This is a genomic window from Cupriavidus sp. C1SS-2L (assembly GCF_057073735.1).
Window position 1 is genome coordinate 258,338 of record NZ_CP172709.1, and the last position, 24,735, is coordinate 283,072.

The window sequence follows — 24,735 nt, forward strand, 5'->3', positions numbered from 1 at the left end:
GGCAAGCGCGCAAAAGCAGCGCGGGCCATCAGGGCGTTGCCTGATGGCCCGCGTTCCGCAGGCGGCCGCGTTACCTGTACCTGGTTACTTGGCCAGTTCCGACAGGCGTACCGGCGAGATCTTGCCGTTCTGCACCCAGCCCACCACGGTATCGGCGACCGAACCGCCCTTGGCATCGATGCCTTCCACCTCGTTCGGGTTGACGTCCTTCGGCAGTGCCTTCATCGCGTCGGGCATCTTTGCGCGGATGGCGACGGCATCGCTGGTGGTGCCGGCCAGCTTCATCGCGCCGGCCAGCGCGTACACCATGGTGTAGTTCAGCGACATCTCGGTGGTCGCGTCGCGCCCGTCATGCAGCTTCTTGTACTTGGCGTTGAAGTTCTGCGCCGCCGGGCGGCCGTCATTGACGAGCGGCAGCACGCCGATCGAGCCTTCCAGCATCGACAGGCCATTCGTGACCTTGGCCATCTCGTCCATCTTGGCCTGGTCCATGATGATGAATCCGCCCTTGAAGCCAAGTTCGCGGGCCTGCTTGACCACCAGTGCTGTCGGCTCCGACGGGCCGCCGACGAACATCACGTCCGGCTTGTCGGTGATGGCGCGCGATACGCCGCTGTAGAAGTCGGTGGCCTTGGTGTAGGACATCGGATTGTTGCCGACGACTTTGCCGCCCGCACCCTCCCAGGCCGGCACAAAGGCCTGCACCCACGCCTTGGCGTAGTCGTGGTCGGCCGGCGCCAGCGCCACGTTCTTGCCATAGCGCTTCATCTGCGCCTTGACGAAGGGCTCGATATAGCCGGTGTAGGCGGGCGGGATGCGGATGGTCAGCTTGTTGCCGGCATCGGTGATGCGCGGCACGCTCGAATAGGCCATGACCAGGAATTTCTCCTGCTCGTTGAAGGCCTGCAGCGCGAAGATGCCGCCCGAATGCGGCACGAACACGGCCGGTGTCTTGTGCTGCTGCACCAGGCGGCGCGCATTGATCGCGGCCTCGGCGGGCGAGTACTTGTCATCAAGCGCCACGACTTCCAGCTTGACCTTCTTGCCCTTGACGTCGAGACCAGCGGCATTGATTTCGTCGACGGCCATCTGCACGCCGGACAGCACGTTCTTGCCATACAGCGCGGCGCCGCCCGAAAGCGGGCCGGTATAGCCGATCTTGACGACTTCCTGGGCGAGCGCGGCGCCCGAGGCCAGCATGGCGGCAGCGATGGTGGCGGCGGTGGCGGCCAGCGGGAAGAGTCGGCGGAAGGTCTTGTTCTGCATGTCTGTCTCCTCTATGGATGCTTACTACGCTTGTCCTGATCTTTTTGAATGGCGGCTTCCTAGCCGCCGATGTACGCCTTGCGGATCCCTTCGTCCTTCAACAGCGAATCGCGGTCGCCTTCCATCACGATGCGTCCGCCTTCGATCACATAGGCGCGATGCGCGATGCCCAATGCCGCGTAGGCGTTCTGCTCGGCCAGCAGCACCGTCGTGCCCGCGCGGTTGATGCGCTGGATGATCTCGAACATCTGCTTAACCACCAGCGGCGCAAGGCCCAGCGACGGCTCATCGAGCAACAGAGCACGCGGACGGCTCATCAGCGCGCGGCCGAGTGCCACCATCTGTTGCTGTCCGCCTGACAGCGAGCCAGCGGCGTCGTCCTTCTTCTGGCGCAGGATCGGGAACATCTCGTACACCTCATCGAGCGTCTTGCGGATGCCGGCACTGTCGCGGCGATGCACGTAGGCACCCAGCGTCAGGTTCTTCTCCACGCTCATGGCCGGGAACAGCTTGCGGCCTTCGGGGCAGTGCACGAGTCCGGCTTGCACGATCTGCGACGGCTTCATGCCCGACAGCTCGCGGCCATCGAAGCGCATGCTGCCGCCGCTAATACGGTGGATCGCGCTCATCGCGAGGAAGATCGAACTCTTGCCGGCACCGTTGGCGCCGAGCAGCACCACCAGTTCGCCCGCGCCGGCATGCAGCGTGATGTTGTCGAGGGCACGGAAGCTGCCGTACGACAGCGAGACGCGTTCAAGCTGCAACATGGTCGGCTCCCAGATAGGCTTCGATGACATGCGGATCCTGCTGGATCTGCGCGGGGGTGCCTTCGGCGATCTTCTCGCCGTAGTTCAGCACCATGATCTTGTCGGCCAGGCGCATGATCATGTCCATCTTGTGTTCGATCAGGCAGACCGTCTTGCCGTGGCGAACCATCTTGCGGATCAATTCGGCCAGGCCCACGGTTTCTTCGGGGTTGACGCCGCCGGCGGGCTCGTCGAGCAGCAGCATTTCGGGATCGGTCGCCAGCGCGAGCGCAAACGCCACGCGCTTGCGCGCCTCCTGCGTGATGTCGGCGGCGATCTCGTGCGCCAGGTGCGTGAGGCCGACAAAGTCGAGCGCGGCTTCGGCCTTGTCGCGACACAGGCGCTCTTCTTCGCGCAGGCGCCGCGTGTTGAACAGCACGTCACCAAGGCCCGAGCGCGTGCGCAGCCGGTGGCCGACGATCAGGTTGTCCAGCACGGTGGCGCGGTCGAACAGCGCGGTGGCCTGGAAGGTGCGGGCCACGCCGAGCCGTGCGATCTGGTCGGCGCGCAGGCCGGCGACGTCTTGCCCCTTGAGCAGGATCTGCCCCGAGCTGGGTGCATGCGTGCCGGCGATCAGATTGAAGAACGTGGTCTTGCCAGCGCCGTTGGGCCCGATGATCGCGTTGATATGGCCCTGTTTGAACTTCACGGATACATCGTTGACCGCCGTCAGGCCGCCAAACTTCTTCGTCAGGTTGCGGATCTCAAGCATGGTCGGCTCCGGCGCGGGTAGGGACGGGGGCAGCGGCAGGCGCAGCGGCGGTCGGACGGTTGCCGCGTCGTGCCGCCGCCGCCTTGCGCGCCTGCTTCTTCAGCCACGAGCCGACGATGCCGTCAGGGAAGAAGATGATCAGCAGGATCAGCACCGGGCCGAACACCAGCATGCGGTAGTCCTGCAGGAACTGCAGCGTCTGCGTGACCCACGGCACCAGCACCGCACCCAGCAGTGGCCCGAACAGCGTGCCGGTGCCTCCGACCAGCATCGCCATCACCATGTCGAAAGTCAGGTCGGTGCGCGCGATATCGGGGCCGAGGAAGCGCACCTGGCCCGCGTAGAGCGCACCGGCAAAACCCGCGTAGCCGACCGACAGCACGAACGACAGTACCTTGGTGCGCATCAGGTTGATGCCGAGCGCCTCGGCCAGCGCGTCGCTGTTGCGCACGGCCATGAAGCTGCGGCCCAGCAGCGAGGTGACGATGCGGTGCATCAGGAACGTGCCGATCGCCAGGAAGGCCAGCACGAGGTAATACTGCGCGGGCACGCTGTCGAAGGTGACCGGACCGATTGCCGCCGGCACCGGAATGCCGATCAGGCCGACCGTGCCGTGCGTCAGGCTTTCCCACTTCTCGATCAGCAGATAGATGATGTAGCCGATGCACATCGTGAAGATCGAGAAGTAATGACCCTTCAAACGCAGCGATACCAGTCCCACGAAATAACCGACCACCATGCAGACCACGCCCGACAGCGCGAACGCCAGCCAGAACGGCACCTGGTGGTCCACCGTCAGGATGCCCAGCGTGTAAGCGCCGATTGCCATGAAACCGCCGTGCGCGAGGTTGAGTTGGCCCGTGTAGCCGGTGATGAGATTGAGCCCGAGGGTGGCGATGGCGTAGATGAACGCCAGCGTCATCACGGTCAGGTAGTAGCTGTTGGGCGCGATCTGCGGGAACGCGATCGCCAGTGCCAGCAGCAGGGTCCAACCGGTCTTTCCTTGCAGTGCTTTCATGCCGTACTCCTCAGGCCGCCTTGCCGGCGAACAGGCCTTGCGGCCGGATCGACAGGATCACCACCAGCAGCACGAACGCGATGATGTCCTTGTAGTCGGTGGAAACGTAGAAACCGCCGAAGCTCTCGGCCATGCCGATGATGAGCCCGCCCGCAATCGCGCCGGGGATGCTGCCCATGCCGCCGAGGATGATGATCACGAAGGCCTTCGTGATGACCAGGTTGCCCATGCTCGGGTAGACCAGGTTGATCGGCGCGTAGAGCGTGGCGGCGATGGCGGCCAGCGCGCCGGAAATCGCGAACACCAGCAGCGTCACGCGCGTCGCATCGATGCCTACGAGCGCGGCACCTTCGCGGTTCTGCGCCATCGCCATGATGGTCGCGCCTGTCATGGTGCGCGTGAGGAACAGGTGCAGCAGCACCATCAGCGCGAACGCGGCGACGATGATCAGCAGGCGCTGCAGCGGCGCGGTCAGGCCGAACAGGTCGACCACCTGGCCGTACGGCGTCGGCATGCGATGGAAGTCCGCGCCCCACAGTGCCTGCGCGCCGGCTTCCAGGAACAGCAGGATGCCGATGGCCGCGATCATGTCGTGCAGTTCGGGCGCGTTGCGCAGCGGATGGAACACCAGCCGGTCGGCCAGCATCGACAGCATCGCGACGACGACTGCGGCGCCGACCATCGCGAGCCAGTAGTTCACGCCGAACGACGTCATCAGGAAGTACGAGACGTAGGCGCCAGCCATGTAGAACGCGCCGTGCGCGAAGTTCGGCACGTGCAGGATGCCGTAGACCAGCGTCAGGCCAAGGGCCACCAGGCTGTACACGCCGCCCAGCGTCAGGCCGTTCAGGATCTGTTGAAGGAACAATGCCACGGGTTCACCTCGTGTGGTTCACGAAACAGGGCACGCGCCGGCCGCAAGCGGGCGCGCGGATTCACGGCGACAGCCTGATGGCCGCCGCGCATGCGGGTGTGGATCAGTCGGGGGCGTGGGCCGCGGCAAGCGGTGCCGCGGTCGGAGCGGCGCCGTGCGCCGGTCGAGCGTTGCGCTCGTGGACAGGTACGTACTGCTGATGTTGCATGGTTTGTCTCCTATGCGATGCGGTCTGCGCAGTTGCGCCGCGGTTCCGGTCATGGCCGGCGACGCCGTGGCGTGGAAGTGTGATGATTCCCGCACGGTCGTTCGTTTTCATCGACTTTTGCATAGGGCTGAAGGGCCAGTCAAGGAAACCGGTCCAGTATTCCGCACAGCGAAATAGCCGGCGAGTCATTGCCGCCAGAAGGGCACGCGGCATAGAGGTAATCCCTGACGAGCAGCCATGACGCGGGTTACAGGGCAGCGGCACTTACCATCCATGGCACCTATGACCCCTATGTTTTAGGTACATAGCCGGTGCTGCGGTCCCGGGAACTGGTATCTAGTCAGTCAGGACAACGCCCAGCCCGCATGAAGCGCTCGACCTCCATCCCGGCACCACCGCCCGACGCGGCCCATGTCATGCCCGCCATGCCGTGCGCTGCCGCCCATCTTGCCCATAACGCCTATACCGCCGACGACCGCAACTTCGTCACCGCGCTGGCGCGCGGCATGGAGTTGCTGCGCGCGTTCGGCCCCCACGACGACTATCTCGGTAATGCGGAGCTGTCCCGGCGCACCGGCATTCCGCGGCCCACGGTGTCGCGGCTGACCTATACGCTGGCTTCGCTCGGCTATCTCTCTTACATCGAATCGATGGAGAAGTACCGGCTTGGGCAAGGCGCGATGGTGCTCGGGCACCGCTACATTTCCGGCGCGGGCATCCGCGATATCGCGCAGCCGCTGATGCAATCGCTCGCATTTGCGACGGACTGCACGGTTGCGCTGGCCATGCCCGACCGCCATGCGATGGTCTATCTGGAATCGTGCCAGCCGCGCGGCGCGCTGGTGATCCGGCTCGCGCCCGGCGCGCGGCTGCCGATGGCCACGTCGGCCATGGGGCGCGCGTGGCTAGCGGGGCTCGACAGCGCGCACCGAGAAGCGGCACTGGCCGAACTGGAGCGCCACTATGGCGCGCGCTGGGCGTCGGTGCGCAGCAAGATCGAGCGCTCGTTGCGCGACCACGCGCGGCGCGGCTTCTGCGTGGCGCATGCCGAGTGGGACCGCACTGTCAGCGGCGCGGCGGCGCCGCTTCGGCTCGAAGGCAGCGGCGAGGTGCTGGCGCTGAACATCGGCGGCGCCGCGACGCGTCTGTCGCCGGAAATCCTGGAAAGCAACCTGGGCCCGCGCATTCGCGATCTTGCGCAGACGCTGCAGGCGCGGCTGTGGCAGGCCGGTGCCGGACGGCAGGGATCGACACGTACGGCGGCGGCAACGTCCGACGCCTGTGAATCATACTGAGCAAACCATCAAGCAGAGATAAGGAGACAACGCATGCAAGTCAAAGACAAGACCGTCGTCGTGACGGGCGCCGCCACGGGCATCGGCCGCGCGCTGGCGCTGGCATTTGCCCAGGCCGGTGCGCGTGGCGTGGCCATCGCCGATCTCAATGCCGCTGGTGCCGCGACGGTGGCGGCCGAAGTGCAGGCCGCTGCGCCAGATTGCAAAGTGTTTGCTCAGGCCGTTGACGTGAGCGATGAAGCGGCGGTGCAGTCGCTGGCCGACGAAGCGACGCGCCGCTTCGGCCGAATCGATGTGTTCTGTTCCAACGCCGGCATCATCCTGCGCAAGGGCCTGGACGCCAGCGCCGAGGAGTGGCAGCGCATCTGGGACATCAACGTCATGGCGCATATCCACGCGGCGAAGGCGGTGCTGCCGCAAATGCTGGAGCGCGGCGACGGCTACTTCGTCAATACCGTATCGGCGGCGGGCCTGCTGTCGCAGATCGGCTCGGCACCGTATGCCGTGACCAAGCATGCCGCGATCGGCTTTGCGGAATGGCTGTCGATTACCTATGGTGACCGCGGCATCAAGGTCAGCTGCATCTGCCCGCAAGGCGTGCAGACCAATATGCTGTTCGGCGAGAGCGGCGAGCGCAAGGGGTTCTTGCAAGAGGGCTCGGTCACGGCCGAGCACGTCGCAGCCGCCACGCTGGAAGGCATTGCCGGCGAACGCTTCCTGATCCTGCCGCATCCGGAGGTACTGGAATACTATCGCCGCAAGGGACAGGACTACGACCGCTGGCTGCGCGGCATGCGCCGCCTCCACGATAAGGTCATGCAGGAGTTCGGCGGTATCGCAGTGTAGTTCCCAAGCTCTTCCCCAGAACAGCCGGTGCCCATGCAGGCACCGGACAGCCAGGAGACAACCGATGCGAGTCAGTTCCGTTGCCGCGGTGGCGCTTGTCGCCGCTGCCGTGTTCAGCGCGCCCGCCGTCCAGGCGCAGGCCTATCCGAACAAGCCGATCCGGATGGTGGTCGGGTTCCCCAGCGGTGGGGCGCCGGACACGCTGGCCCGCATCGTCTCCGAAAAAATATCGCCCTCATGGGGCCAGCCGGTGGTGGTCGACAACAAGCCCGGCGCCGGCGGCAATATCGGCGCCGAGGCTGTGGCCCACGCGCCGGCCGATGGCTACACGCTTGCCATGGGCACGGTGGGCACGCACTCGATCAACGGTGCGCTCTACAGCAAGATGCCGTACGACATGGTCAAGGACTTCACGCCCGTGATCCTGGTCGCGACGACACCGAATGTGCTGGTGGTCCATCCAGGTGTGCCGGCGAAGAACGTGGCGGAGTTGATCGCGCTGGCCAAGGCAAAGCCTGGTGGCCTGACGTTCGGCACGCCGGGCGTCGGCACATCGCTGCACGTCGCCGGCGAGTTGTTCAACTCCATGGCCGGCGTGAAGATTACCCATGTGCCATACAAGGGCAGGGCGATGGCGATCCCAGACCTGCTTGGCGGCCATATCACGATGATGTTCGACAACCTGCCGTCGGCGCTGCCCGTGGTGAAGGAGGGCAAGCTGCGCGCGCTGGGCGTCACCAGCGCGAAGCGTTCGCCGTCGGCGCCGGATATCCCCACGCTGGCCGAGCAGGGCTTGCCCGGTTTCGAGGCGGACTCGTGGTTTGCCATCTTCGCGCCGGCCAACACGCCCAAAGACGTGGTGGCAAAGCTCAATGCGGAATTCAACCGCATTTACTCGCTGCCGGATGTGCAGGCAAAACTCAAGACACTGGGGCTGGATCCGGTTCTCGGCACGCCAGAGAAGCTGGCGGATTACCAGCGGTCTGAGATCGCCAAGTGGGCGAAGGTGGTGAAGGAGTCGGGCGCGAAGGCTGAATAGCCGAACGGTGGTGCTGACGCGTCCACTACGCGTCAGGTTCGTCCCGTATAACGGCAGTTCCCGCATGTCGAGGGCTGCTGCCATCGCGCAGGCGGCTCAGGCTGATGACCGCACCGAGCGTCGCCATGCCAACGGCCGCGTACAGCGCGAGTCGCCCGGCACCGGTCTGGTCGAAGCTGAACAGCAGCGCCACCACGGCCGTGCCGGTGGTCTGCCCGAGCAGCCGCGTCGTGGCCTGCGCGCCGCTGGCGCCGCCGCTGCGCTCGGGGGGCGTGGCGCCAATCATCGCGCGGTTGTTGGGCGACTGGAACAGGCCAAAGCCAAGCCCGCAGATCGCCATGCGCCAGGCGATGTCGAGGCTGGTGGCATCGCGTCCCAGCAATGCCAGGCCAAGCAGGCCGGCAGCGAGCAGCGCCAACCCGGCGCCAGCCAGGATGCTGGCCGGGTAGCGGTCCGACAGCCGGCCAGAGAGCGCAGCCATCAGGGCCACCGTCAGCGGCCACGGTGTGATCAGCAGGCCGGTTTCATGCAGCGACCGGCCAAGCTGGTATTCGAAATAGAACGGCAGCGCCACGAAGGACAGCATCTGCGTCATGAACGAGCAGAACGACGTGCCGACCGCCAGCGTGAAGGCGCGGCTGGCAAACAGGTCCACGGGCACGAGCGGCGACGGGCGGCCGTGCTGGCGGCGCACCAGCACCCAGCCCAGCACGATGGCGCCGCCTACCGCGGCCGCGCCGGCGATACGCAGGCTCGCATGGCCAAGGCCGTCGACGCCAAGAATGAACAGGCCAAACACCACCGCCGACAGCACCGCGCTCGGGTAGTCGAACTCGCGTGGCTGCGGCGCCGTGTCAGGCAGCGCGCTGCGACTGAGTGCCAGCGCAAAGATGGCCACCGGCACATTGACGGCGAACAGCCATTGCCAGCTCGCCAGCGACAGGATCAGCGCCCCGAGCGAAGGGCCGATTGCGGTGGTCACGCCGACCACCAGCGCGTTCAGCCCAATGCCGCGGCCCAGGCGCGTAGGCGGATAGATAAAGCGCACGAGCGCCGTGTTCACGCTCATGATCCCGGCGCCGCCCAGGCCCTGCAGCACGCGCGCCGCTACCAGCATGGGCAGGTTGACGGCCAGCGCGCACAGCAGCGATCCGACCAGGAAGGTGGCGAGCCCCGCTCGGTACACACGCTTGTAGCCGAAGATATCGCCCAGTGACGACAGCGGCAGCAGGCAAACCGTGACCGTGAGCTGATAGGCGTTCACGACCCAGATCGTGTTCGACGGCTCGGACTGGAGCTGGCGCGCGATCGACGGCAACGCAATATTGGCGATGGAGCCGTCCAGCACGGCCATGATCAGGCCGCAGAAGACGGTAAGGATGGCCCAGCTGCGCTGTGGGTGCGGAAGCCCTTGATGTGACGACATGCGGGAGACAGTGGCGGCGAGGCCGCATCCGTGGAACCGGGCGCGGCGCCGTCATTATCGGCGCGCGGGGCGTCGCGCGCAAATGCACAGAATGTGGTAGTTGGCCGCGATCAGGCCATCGCCGTGGGTGAAACTGGCGGGCCTTCGCCGGCATAGCGCTGCGCGAGCACCCGTAGTACATCGCCGGCCGCGGCAATCGCCGGACTCCAGCGGCCGGCGTCCAGGCAGAGCCGCTCGACTTCGCGGCAGTGGGCATACAGGTTGTTCTGGCGGACGATCCTGAAGCCACTCGCGGCGCGATGTGCCCACGCCTGCAGTGCATCCACATCATTCGCACCGAGGACTTGCGCAAGCGCTGGCAGGTCGCTTTGCAGTTGCTTGCGCAGGAGCCGCGCGTAGCGTTCCTGGTTGGCCGACGCGATCGACGCTTCGCGCACCCCCTGCAGCGCCTGTCCCAGCTCATGCAAGGACGCCGGCTTCGTGACGTAGCCCTTGAAGCCGCGTTGCTGCCAGTCCTCGGAATGTTCCTGCTGAGCCAGCGCACTGAAGGCAAGCACGGGCAGGTCCGGGCGCAACTCGCGCAGCGCATCGAGCAGGGCATGGCCATTCATGACCGGCATGTGGATGTCGGTCAGCACCACATCGACATGGGTCGATTCGACAACGGCGAGCGCCTGCTTGCCGTTGTCGGTGATGATGGGCTGGTAGCCCAATATCCGCAGTTGTTCGCTGACCAGCGTCTGATTCAGCGGATTGTCTTCGGCCACGAGGACGGTCAGCCCGGTAGTGTCGGGCAATGACGCCGACACGACGGGGCCGCCCGCAATGCCGGCGGTGGAGGCGAGTGCCGGCGGATCCGGCAGACCCGCAGTGGCCGTGGCCACGCAGGCGAGTAGCGCCTCATGACTGAAGCTGGACACCTCGACGACGCCGGGCGCCCGCCGCCGGGGCCGGTGGGGGCCATCGGGCGTCATCCAGATCACGGGAGCGCAACTCACTGCATGCAGCGATTCCAGTGCGCCAGGATCGAATTCCTCCGTGGCGACGATCGCCTGGGGCCGGTGGGTTTCAAGGTGCTCGCGTGCCGCGGCCAGCGAAGCCAGCACATGCGGGCGCCAGCCCGCAGTCGTCAGCCACGCTTCAATGCAGTCCCCGGTCTTGCCGTCCTGGCTCAGCACCATCACGCTGCCATGCCGGGCGGGCGGGATATCGGAGACAGTGGCGAACGCGGCATCGTCGACGGTGGGCGCCAAGGGCACGAGGATAGTGAAAGCGCTCCCGACGTCCTGCACGCTTTGCACACCGATGCTGCCACCCATCAACTCGCACAGCCGTGCGCAGATGGACAGGCCGAGACCGGTGCCACCGTAGCGACCGGTCGCAACGTCATCACCCTGCACGAAAGGCTGGAAGATGCGTTCGACCAGCGCCGCCGGCATGCCGATTCCCGTGTCGCCGACGCGGCAGGTCAGCATGTGCCGCCCATCCGCGCCAGCGCCGTAGCTGCCACTGAGCGTGATGCGCCCGCTGGTGGTGAACTTGAATGCGTTGTTCAACAGGTTGTTGACGACCTGCGTCAGCCGCATACCGTCTCCGCAAACTTCCCGGTCCAGTTCAGGCGCCAGTTGCAGTTGCAGCCGGATGCCGCGAACAGTCGCCATGGGCGCGTAGGTCAGTGCCAGTCCTTCGAGCGCTTCGGCCAGGCGAAACGGCTTGTCGACCAGTTCGAGCTTGCCGGCATCGATCTTCGAGAAGTCGAGGATGTCATTGACGATGCGCCGCAGTCCCTCCGCCGCGGTACCCAGCACGTGCAGGCGTTGCGCATGGCCTTCCAGGCCGGGGCTGCGCGCAAGCAACTCGAGGTTGCCGATCAACGCGTTCAGGGGCGTGCGGATTTCATGGCTCATGGACGCAAAGAAGCTCGAGCGTGCACGCATCATGGCCTCGGTCGCTTGTTGTGCCGTGCGTAACTGCTGCTCCAATGCCTGCTGCGTCGTAATGTCCTGCACGGCGCAGAACAGCACCTTATCGTCGTGGTAGCGTGCCGGTGCGTACGTGACCTGCAGATAGCGCTGCGCGGCAGCGTCGTCGCCCGGCGCCGGGACGGTGAAGTTGTTGATCGGCGCCGGCTGGCTCGCCTCCGCACCGGGCGGCTGGCGCTCGAAGGCCTCCGTCACCTGCGCGGGCAAGGCGTTGGCCTTGTCAAGCCGCAACAGTGCCTGCGCGAGCTGGTTCGAAGTCAGTACGGAGTAGTCGCGTTGCCGGACGATGCACAGCCCGACCGGAGTGGCGCTGACAAGGATCTGGTTCAGGATCTCGTTCTCGAGCGCGCGCGCCGCTTCCGAATGGGTTCGGCGCAGCATCTGGCGGTCCCAGTAGCGTGCGCTCAGGACGATGGCGCCGATCAGCAGCAATGCCACGCTGAGGATCACGGCGAGCTCTGGTGCAAGTGCGGGCACCAGCAGGCCATACGGCAGGAAGCAGACGAGTACGCCGAACCCGGGCTGCAACGGCTGGACCATCAGCACGCCACGACGCGTGTAGTGCGATACGTTGTGTGGCTGTCGGCGCGCCTGTGCCATGACGGCGCTGACCACCGGGCCCTCAACGGGCAACGCGGGTGCCGCGACATCGATAGCCGCGTCGGCCGGATTGAGCAGCGCCAGCAGCGCGGTATCGCCGGGTCGATCCAGTTGCGCGAGAAAATCGACCACGGGCACGCACGCCGCCAACAGCACGGTGGGCGTGTCGCCCGTGTAGGCGGCGCCGAGGCTCAGCATGACCATCGCACCGGTCAGCGGATCGCGCACGGGGCCGGCCCAGAGCTGCTCGCCGCCGGGCGGCACTGCATGGCCGGTGCGGTCCAGCAGCGCCTGCGTAATGATGCCGCGAAGCGTATCGATCAGCGCGGGCTGGATCGGGACTGTCACCTGCGCCGCGGAAGGCTGCCGCGCGAGAATGGCGGCACTGTCGTTCTCGAGCGAAAGGACATAGACCCAGTGATCGAGGCCAAAGGCCTGCTGTGTCGCGAGCGTGCCAAGCGCTATCTGTTGCAGGCGCGCAAGCTGCGTAGGCATGGCCGGGCCCCAGGCATGGCGCGTGGCGGCCGTTGCCAGCAGGTAGTAATCGTGTCCGGCGATCTTGTCCGAAATTCGTGCGACGCCGGTTGCGCGCACGGACTGGACTGTGGCGGCATCCGGCGACTGCGCGGAGCCGGACTCGTGGTAGCGGCGCACGCTTAGCACGCTGCGCCGCAAGAAGGCGGCCTCGCTTTCCAGGCGCTGCGAGATCGACCCTACATAGCCGGCGACCTGGTTATGTTGACGGCTCAGATGCTTGTCGGCTTCCAGTGCCACCAGCACGATGGCGGCGAACACCACCAGGGCGATCAATACGGCGATGGTCGCCGAATAGAGATGCTGTTGCCGGCGGGCATTGTCCGCGAGCGTGTCGAAGGCGCTTGCCAGCGACACGCGGGTACTGTCGAAGAGCTGCTGCATGGGGCGCTCAGATCAGACCGTTCTCGTACGCGTACCGGATCAGGTCGGTGTTGGTGTTCACGCCCAGCTTGCGCATGGCCACGGTCTTCTGGCTAGAGATGGTGCTGACCGACCTGCCAAGCTTGGCGGCAATCTCATTGAGCTGCATGCCTTGCGCATACAGGCGGACCACTTCGAGCTCGCGCAGCGTGAGGTCGGTGGCGGGGGCATCGACCATCGCCGCGTCATCGAGGATCGCGCGGATCGACGGCGAGTAGTAGCAGCTTTCGCTGGTCATGACGTGAAAGCACGCCCGCAAGGTTTCTTCGAGTTCGTCTTCCTTGCTGACGAACGCGCGTGCGCCGAGCTTCACCGCGCGCCGGATGATGGCGGCGTTCGACTGCGCGCTGACCACGACGATGCGCGTGCCACGATGGCGCCGCGCCAGGCGGTTCAGCAGGTTGAAGCCGTCCAGCGTGGCATCGCCGTGGCCCATGCAGAAGTCGGTGATCGCGATATCGGCTGGCTGCCGGTCAAGCGCCTGCACCAGTTCGGAGCCGCCGGTGCATTCGCAGGCAATGTGGAAACGCGCGGAGCGATGCAGGCAATCGCGCAGTGCGGTGACGACGAGCGGGTGGTCGTCCGCAACCGCAACGCGGATGAGCGGTCCGTTCATGACTGTCCCCCATTTCTGGTGCGCACGCTGCGCGGCGGTGCACCTGCTGTGGTGCGGAGAAGGGAGGAGGAAGGGGGGATGGTGCTGCGTTGCGACCGGCGCACGGAAGCCGGAAGTTGTCTACACGCAAGGAACATTTGACGAAGACCTCGGTAATTGTGGACGCCAACCGGCAAGGGCCGATTGATACGGACTATTGCATCACCACAATCCCCGAAATTTTGGCTATCTTATGCGCGCCGTTGAATCGTATTTCGGCTAGATTCCGGGGCGATTTGAGCGTTGTTCCGTATCTGCGCGCACGAATACTGAGGCAGCGCAAAAGCTGAGTGGCGTGCCGGGCGCTGCAGTGGTATCGGGCTTGCCACTTGCCGCCTTGCGCCTAGAATGAATTCGGCACGCGAAACATGCCGCTGGGCACGTGTGCCGCCTGGAGGTGCGTCATGCCTGTCTACCAGTACCGTTGCGACAAATGCGGGCACGTGTTCGAGCATACCGAACATGTGGCCGAGCACGCGACCGCACACCCCAGTTGTCCGAAGTGCGGTAGCCAGACAGTGCAACATGCGCCCACGCCGTTCGTGGCGAAGACCGGGCGCAAGAGCTGAACCCTCAAAACACAACTCACAGTGGGTCGATGCATGCCGCCGGCATGCACATTTTTTTGCGTGGCGCAATCCCGCGCCGCGCACGCTCCCGCTGCGCGCATGCGGCGATCTCATGACCTGACGGAGGATGCCATGGCTACGAGACCGTTTTCCGAGTTTTCACCCGAGGAGCAGCAACAGTTCGCGCAGGTATGCGGGCAGATGGGAATGGCCCCGGACGACTTCGACGTCACCGACGAGTTGAACGGCAACGCGTTGCGCCGCATCAGCGTGCGGCGCCTCAGCACGGAAGCCAGCAGTGCCTACCAGGCTGGCGGCACTGAATGGGTCGAAGAGTTCGAGAGCGATCTCGAATGCGGCCTGTTCGGCCGCGTGACCGTATAGCGTAGCCCGGCGGAGTCTCTCGATCAGGCGGCGGCGTGTGCCGCCTTCTGGTCGAGTTCGCGATGGTATTTCGTGTGGCGATACAGTCCATAGCAGCTCGTCGCCGTGAAGCCGAGCTGCTGCACGAACAGGCCATAGGTGCCGGTCACGAGCGCAAACACGCTCCACACCAGGTTCGAGCACAGGTACGCGATCCATCCCCAGCGCGAGGCCCGGTTATGCAGGGCCACCAGCAGCGAGCCGCTCATGGCCAGCGCGCAGCCCGACCATTCGAGTCCGTTGAGCAAATTGGGAACGATTTGGGGCGTGAAATCCATGCCGCGTGTCTCCTGATTTTGTGTTCATTTTTTGCATACAATCGGACGCGACTTTAGCCGGGAACGCACGCGTGTGCAAGTGTTTTCCGGTTTTCGGGAAAAGGCGAAAGACAAGACGAGTGACAGGCGGTCGCCTCAGGAATGACGTTTGCGGAACAGCAGAATACGCAATGGTCGGTCAGGGACGGCCGCGTTCGGCAGTGCGCGCGACGACGGACGCCCCGGCGATCAGTTCCTTGAGCAGCGCCAGGGAGGCCTGGCCGGACGTGCAGAACGGATCCAGTTCGGCCCGCGCGGAGAACTTCAGCAGCGTGGCGGTATTGATGCGCGCGGCATTGACGTGGCCCATGGCCCAACCCGCGAATTCGCGCTCGCAAATGTCTTCGTACTGAAGCAGCACCAAGTCATGATGACGCGGGTCGCGCGTAATGGCCTGGAACAGCCGCGACACTTCCTGGCGGTCGCCCTCCAGCGCCTGCAGGAAGATCCCATTGCCATGGCACAGCACGCCGGTGATGCCGTGGCGCGGATTGCGTTCCAGGCTGGTGGTCAGGATCGCGTCGAGCGTCGCGGCGTCGATGGCCTGGCGGGCGCGGCTGGCATAGAGCAGGCGGACGAGCATGCTGGCAGCTCCGGGATGGCTATTTGCCGTTGCGATTGAGCAGGGCGAGGAATTCGCGGCGCAGGCTGCCGTCCTTCAGGAAGGAGCCGCGCATCACGCTGTTGGTCATCTTGGCATCGGTATCGCGCACGCCGCGCCAGTGCATGCAGAAGTGCTCGGCTTCCATGACGATGGCCAGGCCGTCCGGGTTCATCTTTTCCTGCAGCAGGTCGGCTACCTGGGCCACCGCTTCTTCTTGGATCTGCGGCCGGCACATGATCCACTCGGCCAGCCGCGCGTACTTGGACAGGCCGATCAGGTTGGAATGCTGGTTCGGCATCACGCCCACCCACAGCTTGCCGATGATCGGGCACAGGTGGTGCGAACAGGCGCTGCGCACGCGGAGCGGCCCGACGATCATCAGTTCGCTGAGTTGCTCGACGTTCGGAAACTCTGTCACTGCCGGCGCCTTGGCGTAGCGTCCCGCGAAGATTTCCTTCAGGTACATCTTGGCCACGCGGCGCGCGGTTTCGCGCGTGTTGTGGTCCTGGTCCACGTCGATAACGAGCGCGCGCAGTACCTCTTCCAGCCGTGCCTGCACTTCTTCCTGCAGCGCGTCGAGTTCGCCCGGCTCGATGTAGCGGGCGATATTGTCGTTGGCATGAAAGCGCTCTCGCGCCGCCAGCAGGCGCGAGCGGATGCGGTCCGATACGCTCGACTCGCCGGGGGCGGCATCACTGGTCTTGTGCTTCGCGCCGTGGTGTGCAGCGTCCTTGTCTGTCATGGAGAGCCGCTTTCAGGTAGGAGAGGGATGGTGCACCGTGCTTCACTATATGGCAGATGTCAGGCTCTCACAACCTGCGCCCCTCCCTGGCGAGCGTCGCGCACTGCACTTGGCGAGCGCGCTCCGTGAATTGTTGATGACAAGCCTTAAGCCCGTCACGCAGCAGGCCGACAAGCGAACATAATGCTTCCCCATCGACGCGGTATCTTCCAGGGACCAGCCAGTGATCTTGCCGATTGCGTTTCCGTGCAGCAGCCTGATGTTGCTCCATGTCGCCACGGTGCCGCTGCCCCAGGCGACGATGGAACCCGGCGTCGTCGAACACCATAGCCGCGCCGTGCGTCATGGCGCGCCGCCGCTGCGCTGGCACGGCGTGCTGTCGCAGCGCGCCGCGCAGTCCGCCAGCCGCGACTGACGCTACGCGGCAGACGCCCGCGACAGTCAGCGCGCGAGCGCGAGTACGGCCAGTGTCGGCACCATGGCTGCCGGCATGACAACCGCGCCGAGCCGCAGGAACTGGCCGGCGGTGACCATATGACCATCGCGGCGTAGCGCGGTCAGCCACAGCAGCGTGGCCAGGGAACCGGTTGCGGAAAGGTTAGGGCCCAGGTCGATGCCCACCAGCACGGCACCTGTCACGGTGTTGGACGCATGACCCGCAGCCAGTGCCGAGGACGCGATGAGCCCTGCAGGGAGATTGTTGGCAACGTTGCCGATCAGCGCCACAGCCGCCCCGATACCCCAAAGCCGCGCAAGGCTGTCCTGGCGGGACGCCGCCTGGATGATGTCGGCAAGCCAGTGGATCACGCCGGTATGCTCGAGCGCCGCCACCAGCACGAACAACCCCGCCACCATTGGCAACACGCCCCACGAAATCTCGCGCAGGGCCGGCGCGAGCAAGTCGCGCTTGGTCGCGCACACGATCAGCAGCGTAGCCGCGCCCGCCGCGCATGTTGGCCAACCCAGGTCGCTGCCGCGCAGCGATGCCGCCAGCAAGGCCACCCCGGTCAGCACGATGCCAACCGCCGTCAGCCACGCCTGCAGGCTCAGCGGCGGCACTGGCACGTCGCTGGCGATTCGCTCGGCCAGTGCCTCGCGCTGCGTCCAGTACAGCGCGGCCAACGTGGTCACCACGGCAACCAGCGATGGCAGCGCAAAATGCGCGAGCCATCCGGCCAGCGGCGGCATGCGCGTCCCGAAGATCACGAGGTTGGCTGGATTGGAAATCGGCAACACGAAGCTGGCCGCATTGGCGATGAAGGCGCAGGCAAACAGGTGCGGCAGCGGGTTCTGCACCTTTGCCGCGCGCGTGGCGGCCAGCACGGCAGGCGTCAGCACCACGGCGGTCGCGTCGTTGGACATGAACGCCGTGACCAGCGTGCCAAAGCCATAGACCAGCAGGAACAGCGCTCGGGCGGAACCGCCTGCGCGCCGCACGGCCAGGGCCGCGACGTGGTCGAACAGCCCGGTCTTGCGGGCCAGTTCGGAAATCACCATCATGCCGGCCAGGAACAGGTAGACATCCAGGCCGCGCATGACCGCGGCGAGCGCGTCCGGCACTGCCAGCAGTCCGCCCACGCACAGCAGCACCGCGCCCGCGACCGCCCAGAAGGCCTCCGAAAGGCGAAACGGCCGCAGCAGCACGCCAGCGGTGGTGAGGGCAGCAATTGCCCAGATCAATACCGCGCTGACGCTCGACATTGTGGTTCTTGTTGTTGAGAGGTTGAAAGGAGGGCGCTGCAGCCCAGATGCTTGACTACAGGCTTGCCCTGTCGTCGCGGCTCGCGGCCGGTGCTGCGGGCTGGCCGGGCAGGCCCACGGCTTCGCTGGCTACCGGTGTGGCGGCGGCATCCTGTGCTGGCGCGGGTAACGGCGCCGGGAAGCCGAGCGAGGCGATACCTTGCCTGCCGTCGGCATATTCCGCATACGTCCAGTCGCCGCTGCTGCGCACGACCCCGGACGGTGCGGCCCGCTCGGCCACCGGGGTGCCTGCCATCCGGCCTTCCATATACGAAGCCCAGATCGGCAGCGCGGTGGTGGCGCCGAATTCATGGGTGCCCAGGCTATGGTTGTCGTCATAGCCCATCCAGGCCACCGTGACCACGTTGCCGGCGTAGCCCGCGAACCAGCCGTCGACCGAGTCGTTGGTGGTGCCGGTCTTGCCCGCCACATCCTCGCGGTGCAGATAGCGGCGCACGCCCGCGCCAGTGCCGTCGTCCACCACGCTGCGCAGCAGGCTGTCCATCACGAAGGCATTGCGTTCGCTGATGACGCGCGGCGGCTCCGTGGCATTGTCGGCCGCGAACAGCACGTGGCCTTCGCTGTCGGTAATGCGCGAGATCAGGTAAGGCTCCACGCGATGGCCCTGGTTGGCAAACACCGCATACGCCGACGCGAGCCGCAGCGGCGACGTCGTGCCGGTGCCCAGCGCCAGCGGCAGGAAGCGCGGCAGCCGCTTGGTCGAGAAGCCGAAGCGGCTGGCGAACTCGACCGCATACGGAATGCCGATGGCCTGCAGCGTGCGGATGGCCGGGAGGTTGCGCGACTCGGCCAGCGCCTGGCGCACCGTGACCGCGCCCAGGAATCGGCCGTCGTCGTTGGACGGCTGCCAGCGCGAGTTGTTGTCGAGCGGCGCGTCGTTGATCAGCGTGCCTGGCGACACGCCGTGCTCGAGCGCCGCCGCATAGATGAACGGCTTGAACGTCGAGCCGGGCTGGCGCAGTGCCTGCGTCGCATGGTTGAAGCGGTTGGTGTCGAAGTCGGCGCCGCCGACCATGGCCTCGATCGCGCCGGTGTCGCCATCGAGCGAAACCAGTGCCGCCTGCGGCGCGCCCGCCGGGCTGGCCAGGCGATGGCGCTTCCCGTAGCCTTCCAGTCCGCGCCGCACGGCGTCATAGGCCATGGTTTGCCGCACCGACGACACCGTGGTGTAGACATTCAGGCCGCGCGTGTAGGCTTCATCGCCGAAGCGGTCGCGCGCAAGCTGGCGCGCCAGTTCGGCGACATATTCGGCGTGCCCGGCGAACTGGCCCGCATTGTCGGGGGCGATGTCCAGCTGCGCCGATCGGGCGTCGCGGTACTGGTCCTGGCTGATCATGCCGAGCGCCAGCATCCGCCCGAGCACATACTCCTGCCGGCGCTTGGCGCGCGCGAAGTTCACCACCGGGTTCATCGTGGAAGGCGCCTTGGGCAGCCCGGCCAGCATCGCGGTCTCGGCCAGCGACAGGCCGTCCAGCGGCTTGCCGAAGTACGCGTGGGCCGCGCTGCCGAAACCGTACGCATGCTCGCCCAGGTAGACCTGGTTCATATACAGCTCGAGGATGCGGTCCTTGGACAGCGTACGGTCGATCTGCCACGCGAGCAGGATCTCGTACCACTTGCGCGCAAGCGTCTTCTCGCGTGACAGGTAGAAGTTGCGCGCCACCTGCATGGTGATGGTAGAGGCGCCCTGCGAATAGCCCTTGCCCAGATTGGCCAGCGCCGCGCGAAACATGCCGGGGATGTCGATGCCGTCGTGCTCGTAGAACTGGTCGTCCTCGGCGGCGAGCAATGCCTGCGTCATCTGGCGCGGCATCTTGTCGAACGCGATGAATTCCCGGTGCTCGCTGCCGAATTCGCCGATCTGCACGTTGTCACTCGTGAAGATCCGCAGCGGCACGTCCGGCCGGTACTCGCGCAGGGCGTCGACGGGGGGAAGCTGCCGCAGGCTGACGACCGCGGCGAAACCGGCGAGCAGCACGCCGGCTGCAGCCAGCGCCAGAGCGGCGCCGCCTGCCTTGACTGCGAATTTTTTCATGCGCGCAATTCTAGCGGAACCGGGGCAGCGGCAGAGGCACACCGGACTCGTCATGGTCTGTCGGAGCCGTGCGCGGTGTGTCCGGCAGCGGATCATGCTGCACCTGGCGAGCAAATTCGCACAACGCCAGCCAGGTTTCCTGACGCTCCACGATCGTGAAGTGATCGGTACCGTGCATGGTTTCCAGCACGACCGGTGCCGGCCATGCGGCCACCAGCCGTTCGGAACACGCATGCGGCACCACGTCGTCGGTTTCCGCCAGCAGCACCTTGGTGCTCTGCACGACTTTTTTGCAATGCGAAATGGAGTCGAAGTGGTGGCGCATGAGCTGGCGCAGCGGCACGAGCGGAAAGCGCTTGCGCACGAGCTCAAGCATCGAATCGTACGGCGTGATCAGCTGCAGGCTTTCGAAGTCCTGCAGGTCGGCGAGCTGGATGGCGACGCCCGTTCCGAGGCTGCGCCCCACGACATGGGCCCGCGTGCCGGGAAAGACGCGGCGCAGATGCAGCAGGAACTGGCTTGCGTCGGCGACTGCCGCGGCCTCGGACGGCTGCCCGTCGGAGTGGCCGAGTCCGCGGTAGTCAAAGGTCGCGAAACCCATGCCGGGCGGCAGCCAGCGGGCGAACTGCAGCGTTTCGAGTACATCCTCGCCGCGGCCCGGCAGGTAGAAAAGCAGATCGCGCACCCTCTCGCCGGGCGCATGATAGATGTAGCCGCGCAGCATGCCGCCAGGCACGATATGCGAGTAGCCGATGATGCCGTCGGGCAGGTCGCGTGGAGGGCGGCGGCGCGCGTCGAACAGTAGGCGCGCCTGATTGACAGTGAGATAGGTCCAGTAGCAGGCAAAGCCGCTGGCGGTCACCAGCGTGGCGGCCAGCGCCCGGCGCATGAGGGATGACATGTTTGGGTTGCGGGTTCCTTGGCGCGGGGCGGCGGGCGCCCCTAAGGTGGAGCCTAACCGATTTTCGCGCAGGACGACGCGGGTTCCGGTGCCTGCGGGGTCAGTTCTTGTACGATATCGCCCATAACGCTGATAACGCTGCGCCACCGCAGGGCGCGGCCAGGAGCCAATGGCATGAGCGAACAGAAACACGAGCAATTGCGCGCCGAAGAGGCGCAGGCCATGCAGCGGGTGGTCGACGCGACCCGGCAAGTCCAGGTCGCCTTCTCCGCGCTGCAATCCCAGTATCCGCCGCAGGGCAGCGGCAAACCGTCCAAGATGGCATTGCAGACCTTCGACGCCGCACTGCAGGCGCTGGAAGATGCGCAAGCCACCTTCGACGAAATCCTCAACGATCTGCTCGACGAGAAACGGTAGCCTCCGCCACGAGACGCGCTTCCCGTACCGCGTGCGACAGGGTCGTCCGAGTCCGCCGCACGGCGGCGGGTCGCGCAAGCGCTACAGCGGAGGCTGGGCCGCCAGCACCGCCGCTTCCTCGTCGCTGAACAGTTCCGAGCGCGTCAGGAATCGCTTTCCGGTCCCGCTTTCGAGCGAGAACATGCCGCCCGCGCCCGTCACCACGTCGATCACCAGGCGCGTGTGCTGCCAGTACTCGAACTGCGCGCGCGTCATGTGGAAGGGCGCGCCGCCGATCTCGCCAAGGCAGACATCCGAATCTCCCACGATCAGGTCGCCTGCGCCAAAGCACATCGGCGCGCTGCCGTCGCAGCAGCCGCCGGACTGGTGGAACATCAGGGGACCGTGCCGCGCGCGCAGCTCGCCGATCAGCGCGAGCGCCGCCGGCGTGGCGACCACGCGGGTCACGGTCACGGGAGTTGCACCTGCAGAATCGGCGCTGACGCGGGGCATGACTGGTCTCACCGCGAGAAGTCCAGCACCACGCGGCCTTCCACCTTGCCTTCGCGCAGCCGTCCGAACACATCGTTGACGTCGTCCAGCTTCGCTGTCGAGACCGTGGCTTTCACGTCGCCATGCGCGGCAAAATCAAGCGACTCTTGCAAGTCGCTGCGCGTGCCGACGATCGAGCCTCGGATGGTGATGCCCTTGAGCACCACGTCGAAGATCGGCGTGCCGAAATCGCCCGGCGGGAGACCGTTCAGGGCAATGGTTCCACCACGCCGCACCATGCCGATCGCCTGCGAAAAGGCCTTGGGCGACACGGCGGTGACCAGCACGCCATGCGCGCCGCCGATTTCCTTCTGCAGCCATGCGGCCGGATCCGTATCGCGCGCGTTGACGGCCACTTCCGCGCCGAGCCGTCTGGCGAGGTTGAGCTTGGCATCGTCGATGTCGACAGCCGCCACGCGCAGGCCCATCGCCCTGGCGTACTGCACGGCCACATGGCCCAGGCCGCCGATGCCGGAGATCACCACCCACTGGCCGGGGCGCGTATCCGTGACCTTCAGGCCCTTGTACACCGTGACGCCCGCGCACAGGATCGGCGCGATTTCGACGAAGCCCACCTTGTCGGGCAGCAGGCCAACGTAGTTCGGGTCGGCCACCACATACTCGCCGTAGCCGCCGTTGACCGAATAGCCGGTGTTCTGCTGCTTTTCGCACAGCGTTTCCCAGCCTTGCAGGCAGTGCTCGCAATAGCCACAGGCGCTGTACAGCCACGGAACGCCGACGCGGTCACCTTCCTTCACGCGGCTGACGCCGCTGCCGACGGCCGATACATAGCCGACGCCTTCATGGCCGGGGATAAACGGCAGCGTGGGTTTGACCGGCCAGTCGCCGTCGGCGGCGTGCAGGTCGGTATGGCAGACACCGGAGGCTTCAATCTTCACCTGGACCTGGCCGGGCCCGGGCTGCGGCACGGGCACTTCATCGATCGTGAGCGGCGCGCCGAATGCACGCACCACCGCAGCTTTCATCATCGCTGGCATATCGACTCCTTGTTGGAAGCGGTGCCCCGGGGAGGAGGGCACCGTTACGATAGTGGCACGCGCTTCGCGGCTCGGGACTACGAATTCACCAGTAAAACGCGATGCCTTGCGTATCGTCAGAAAAATCCGAGAGCGTTGGGGCTGTAGCTGACCAGGAGGTTCTTGGTCTGCTGGTAGTGGTCGAGCATCATGCGGTGGTTCTCGCGGCCGATGCCGGACTGCTTGTATCCCCCGAATGCGGCATGCGCGGGATACGCGTGGTAGCAGTTGGTCCACACACGGCCCGCCTGGATGCCGCGGCCCATGCGGAACGCGCGCGCGCCGTCGCGCGTCCAGACACCGGCGCCGAGGCCGTAGAGCGTGTCATTGGCGATAGCCAGCGCTTCTTCCTCATCCTTGAACGTGGTAACCGACACCACGGGCCCGAAGATTTCCTCCTGAAAGATGCGCATCTTGTTGTGGCCCTTGAACACGGTCGGCTTTACGTAGTAGCCGCCCGCGAGATCGCCATCGAACTGGTTGCGTTCGCCGCCTGTCAGGCATTGCGCGCCTTCCTTGCGGCCCAGGTCGATGTAGGACAGGATCTTCTCGAGCTGCTCGGCCGATGCCTGCGCGCCGATCATGGTGCCCTTGTCGAGCGGATGTCCCTGGCGGATCGCTGCCACACGCTTGAGCGCGCGTTCCATGAATCGGTCGTAGATCGATTCCTGGATCAGCGCGCGCGACGGGCAGGTGCAGACCTCGCCCTGGTTCAGCGCGAACATGGCGAAGCCTTCCAGTGCCTTGTCGAAGTACGCATCGTCAGCGGCCAGCACGTCCTCGAAGAAGATGTTCGGCGACTTGCCGCCGAGTTCCAGCGTGACCGGGATCAGGTTCTGCGACGCGTATTGCATGATCAGGCGGCCCGTCGTGGTCTCGCCCGTGAACGCCACCTTGCTGATGCGCGGGCTCGATGCCAGCGGCTTGCCCGCTTCCAGGCCGAAGCCGTTGATGACATTGACCACGCCCGGCGGCAGCAGGTCGCCGATCACCTCCATTAGCGCGAGGATCGACGCGGGCGTCTGCTCGGCCGGCTTGAGCACCACGCAGTTGCCCGCGGCCAGCGCCGGCGCGAGCTTCCAGGTGGCCATCAGCAGCGGGAAGTTCCACGGGATGATCTGGCCCACCACGCCCAGCGGCTCGTGGAAGTGGTAGGCGATGGTCTCCGCGTCGATTTCCGAGATGCCGCCTTCCTGCGCGCGGATGCAGCCGGCAAAGTAGCGGAAGTGGTCCACCGCCAGCGGCAGGTCCGCGGCCATGGTCTCGCGCACGGGCTTGCCGTTGTCGATAGTCTCGGCCACGGCCAGCAGGGTCAGGTTGGCTTCGATCCGATCGGCGATGCGGTTCAGGATGTTGGCGCGCTCGGTAGTCGAGGTCCGGCCCCAGGCCGCCTTGGCTGCATGCGCAGCATCGAGCGCGGCATCGACATCTTCCTGCTTCGAGCGCGGTACGCGCGTGAACGGCTTGCCGGTGATCGGCGTGATGGCCTCGAAGTATTCGCCGCCAGCGGGCGGCACCCAGGCCCCGCCGATATAGTTTTCGTACTGCTGCTTGTAGGGGTTGGTGACGCCCAGCTGGGCGATTTCGGCCATGTTCATGTCTCGCTCCGTCTTGTGAAGTTCGTTGGCTGGCGCGGCGAGGTGCCGCACGCGACAGGGAACATCGCAAGAGGTGTGCCGGTGCGAGAGTGTCTGGCGAAAACTGTCGTGAAAAC

The 24,735-nt window shown here is 65.8% G+C and carries 24 protein-coding genes; 7 read left to right on the forward strand and 17 right to left on the reverse strand.

Annotated elements, in window-relative coordinates; all coding sequences use genetic code 11:
* Positions 1-84: 84 nt before the first annotated feature.
* Genes ACIGJG_RS18900 through ACIGJG_RS18920 form a run of 5 tightly spaced genes read right to left on the reverse strand, consistent with a single transcriptional unit; the run spans position 85 to position 4,676 of the window.
* Entirely contained in the window at positions 85-1,266 is a 1,182-nt protein-coding gene (locus ACIGJG_RS18900; RefSeq protein WP_011299781.1) for an ABC transporter substrate-binding protein, read from the reverse strand.
* A gap of 59 nt (positions 1,267-1,325) precedes the next feature.
* Positions 1,326-2,033: an ABC transporter ATP-binding protein gene (locus ACIGJG_RS18905; RefSeq protein ID WP_140949633.1), complete on the reverse strand. Its 708-nt coding sequence runs from the start codon at positions 2,031-2,033 to the stop codon at positions 1,326-1,328.
* Positions 2,020-2,784, reverse strand: coding sequence for an ABC transporter ATP-binding protein (locus ACIGJG_RS18910; RefSeq protein ID WP_483673739.1), 765 nt, complete (start codon positions 2,782-2,784; stop codon positions 2,020-2,022). Before ACIGJG_RS18910 ends, ACIGJG_RS18905 begins: the two co-directional genes overlap by 14 nt.
* Positions 2,777-3,802, reverse strand: coding sequence for a branched-chain amino acid ABC transporter permease (locus ACIGJG_RS18915; RefSeq protein ID WP_011299784.1), 1,026 nt, complete (start codon positions 3,800-3,802; stop codon positions 2,777-2,779). The genes ACIGJG_RS18910 and ACIGJG_RS18915 overlap by 8 nt, the downstream gene beginning before the upstream one ends.
* Positions 3,803-3,812: 10 nt before the next feature.
* A complete protein-coding gene (locus ACIGJG_RS18920) occupies positions 3,813-4,676 on the reverse strand; it encodes a branched-chain amino acid ABC transporter permease (RefSeq protein WP_011299785.1) in 864 nt (287 codons plus the stop codon).
* Positions 4,677-5,249: 573 nt separating this feature from the next.
* Here ACIGJG_RS18920 and ACIGJG_RS18925 point away from each other — a divergent pair.
* The 3 genes from ACIGJG_RS18925 to ACIGJG_RS18935 all read left to right on the forward strand — a co-directional run bounded on the left by ACIGJG_RS18925 (position 5,250) and on the right by ACIGJG_RS18935 (position 8,064).
* Positions 5,250-6,179, forward strand: a complete 930-nt coding sequence (locus ACIGJG_RS18925) for an IclR family transcriptional regulator (protein ID WP_483673740.1) — start codon at positions 5,250-5,252, stop codon at positions 6,177-6,179.
* A 33-nt stretch (positions 6,180-6,212) separates the two neighbouring features.
* Positions 6,213-7,025 (forward strand): SDR family oxidoreductase, encoded by an 813-nt coding sequence (locus tag ACIGJG_RS18930; RefSeq protein WP_011299788.1) that lies wholly within the window; start codon positions 6,213-6,215, stop codon positions 7,023-7,025.
* Positions 7,026-7,089: 64 nt separating this feature from the next.
* A complete protein-coding gene (locus tag ACIGJG_RS18935) occupies positions 7,090-8,064 on the forward strand; it encodes a Bug family tripartite tricarboxylate transporter substrate binding protein (protein WP_483673742.1) in 975 nt (324 codons plus the stop codon).
* 25 nt (positions 8,065-8,089) lie between these two features.
* Here the strand turns inward: ACIGJG_RS18935 and ACIGJG_RS18940 are convergent, their stop codons facing one another.
* The 3 genes from ACIGJG_RS18940 to ACIGJG_RS18950 all read right to left on the reverse strand — a co-directional run bounded on the left by ACIGJG_RS18940 (position 8,090) and on the right by ACIGJG_RS18950 (position 13,645).
* Positions 8,090-9,490, reverse strand: a complete 1,401-nt coding sequence (locus ACIGJG_RS18940; RefSeq protein ID WP_011299790.1) for an MFS transporter — start codon at positions 9,488-9,490, stop codon at positions 8,090-8,092.
* Between the two features lie 110 nt (positions 9,491-9,600).
* Positions 9,601-12,990, reverse strand: a complete 3,390-nt coding sequence (locus tag ACIGJG_RS18945; RefSeq protein ID WP_140949630.1) for an ATP-binding protein — start codon at positions 12,988-12,990, stop codon at positions 9,601-9,603.
* Positions 12,991-12,997: 7 nt separating this feature from the next.
* Positions 12,998-13,645, reverse strand: a complete 648-nt coding sequence (locus ACIGJG_RS18950) for a response regulator (protein ID WP_011299792.1) — start codon at positions 13,643-13,645, stop codon at positions 12,998-13,000.
* A 443-nt stretch (positions 13,646-14,088) separates the two neighbouring features.
* On the opposite strand from ACIGJG_RS18950, the gene ACIGJG_RS18955 reads away from it, so the two are divergent.
* Both ACIGJG_RS18955 and ACIGJG_RS18960 read left to right on the forward strand, forming a co-directional pair.
* Positions 14,089-14,253, forward strand: a complete 165-nt coding sequence (locus ACIGJG_RS18955; RefSeq protein ID WP_041680120.1) for an FmdB family zinc ribbon protein — start codon at positions 14,089-14,091, stop codon at positions 14,251-14,253.
* Between the two features lie 132 nt (positions 14,254-14,385).
* On the forward strand, positions 14,386-14,637 hold the full coding sequence (locus tag ACIGJG_RS18960; protein WP_041680121.1) for a hypothetical protein: 252 nt from the start codon (positions 14,386-14,388) through the stop codon (positions 14,635-14,637).
* Between the two features lie 23 nt (positions 14,638-14,660).
* On the opposite strand, the gene ACIGJG_RS18965 is transcribed toward ACIGJG_RS18960, so the two are convergent.
* The 3 genes from ACIGJG_RS18965 to folE all read right to left on the reverse strand — a co-directional run bounded on the left by ACIGJG_RS18965 (position 14,661) and on the right by folE (position 16,339).
* Positions 14,661-14,954, reverse strand: coding sequence for a nicotinamide mononucleotide transporter (locus ACIGJG_RS18965; protein ID WP_011299794.1), 294 nt, complete (start codon positions 14,952-14,954; stop codon positions 14,661-14,663).
* 178 nt (positions 14,955-15,132) lie between these two features.
* The gene (locus tag ACIGJG_RS18970; protein WP_011299795.1) at positions 15,133-15,576 is read right to left on the reverse strand and encodes a BLUF domain-containing protein; all 444 of its coding nucleotides are present in this window, start codon (positions 15,574-15,576) and stop codon (positions 15,133-15,135) included.
* Between the two features lie 19 nt (positions 15,577-15,595).
* The gene (folE, locus tag ACIGJG_RS18975; protein WP_011299796.1) at positions 15,596-16,339 is read right to left on the reverse strand and encodes a GTP cyclohydrolase I; all 744 of its coding nucleotides are present in this window, start codon (positions 16,337-16,339) and stop codon (positions 15,596-15,598) included.
* Positions 16,340-16,598: 259 nt separating this feature from the next.
* Here folE and ACIGJG_RS18980 point away from each other — a divergent pair, with 259 nt between their 5' ends.
* Entirely contained in the window at positions 16,599-16,754 is a 156-nt protein-coding gene (locus tag ACIGJG_RS18980) for a CAP domain-containing protein (protein WP_235679908.1), read from the forward strand.
* A gap of 26 nt (positions 16,755-16,780) precedes the next feature.
* Here the strand turns inward: ACIGJG_RS18980 and ACIGJG_RS18985 are convergent, their stop codons facing one another.
* The 3 genes from ACIGJG_RS18985 to ACIGJG_RS18995 are packed head-to-tail and all read right to left on the reverse strand — an operon-like array spanning position 16,781 to position 21,036.
* The gene (locus ACIGJG_RS18985; RefSeq protein ID WP_483673743.1) at positions 16,781-18,040 is read right to left on the reverse strand and encodes an arsenic transporter; all 1,260 of its coding nucleotides are present in this window, start codon (positions 18,038-18,040) and stop codon (positions 16,781-16,783) included.
* A 55-nt stretch (positions 18,041-18,095) separates the two neighbouring features.
* Positions 18,096-20,135, reverse strand: coding sequence for a penicillin-binding protein 1A (locus ACIGJG_RS18990; RefSeq protein ID WP_140949628.1), 2,040 nt, complete (start codon positions 20,133-20,135; stop codon positions 18,096-18,098).
* Between the two features lie 10 nt (positions 20,136-20,145).
* A complete protein-coding gene (locus tag ACIGJG_RS18995) occupies positions 20,146-21,036 on the reverse strand; it encodes an alpha/beta hydrolase (RefSeq protein WP_011299799.1) in 891 nt (296 codons plus the stop codon).
* Positions 21,037-21,210: 174 nt separating this feature from the next.
* Between ACIGJG_RS18995 and ACIGJG_RS19000 the strand changes: the two genes are divergently transcribed.
* Entirely contained in the window at positions 21,211-21,453 is a 243-nt protein-coding gene (locus ACIGJG_RS19000) for a hypothetical protein (RefSeq protein WP_011299800.1), read from the forward strand.
* A gap of 81 nt (positions 21,454-21,534) precedes the next feature.
* Here ACIGJG_RS19000 and ACIGJG_RS19005 read toward each other — a convergent pair whose 3' ends face one another.
* The 3 genes from ACIGJG_RS19005 to adh all read right to left on the reverse strand — a co-directional run bounded on the left by ACIGJG_RS19005 (position 21,535) and on the right by adh (position 24,619).
* Positions 21,535-21,945: a DUF779 domain-containing protein gene (locus tag ACIGJG_RS19005; protein WP_011299801.1), complete on the reverse strand. Its 411-nt coding sequence runs from the start codon at positions 21,943-21,945 to the stop codon at positions 21,535-21,537.
* 8 nt (positions 21,946-21,953) lie between these two features.
* The gene (adhP, locus tag ACIGJG_RS19010; RefSeq protein ID WP_011299802.1) at positions 21,954-22,982 is read right to left on the reverse strand and encodes an alcohol dehydrogenase AdhP; all 1,029 of its coding nucleotides are present in this window, start codon (positions 22,980-22,982) and stop codon (positions 21,954-21,956) included.
* A 116-nt stretch (positions 22,983-23,098) separates the two neighbouring features.
* Positions 23,099-24,619 (reverse strand): aldehyde dehydrogenase, encoded by a 1,521-nt coding sequence (gene adh / locus ACIGJG_RS19015; protein WP_220630474.1) that lies wholly within the window; start codon positions 24,617-24,619, stop codon positions 23,099-23,101.
* Between the last annotated feature and the right edge of the window lie 116 nt (positions 24,620-24,735).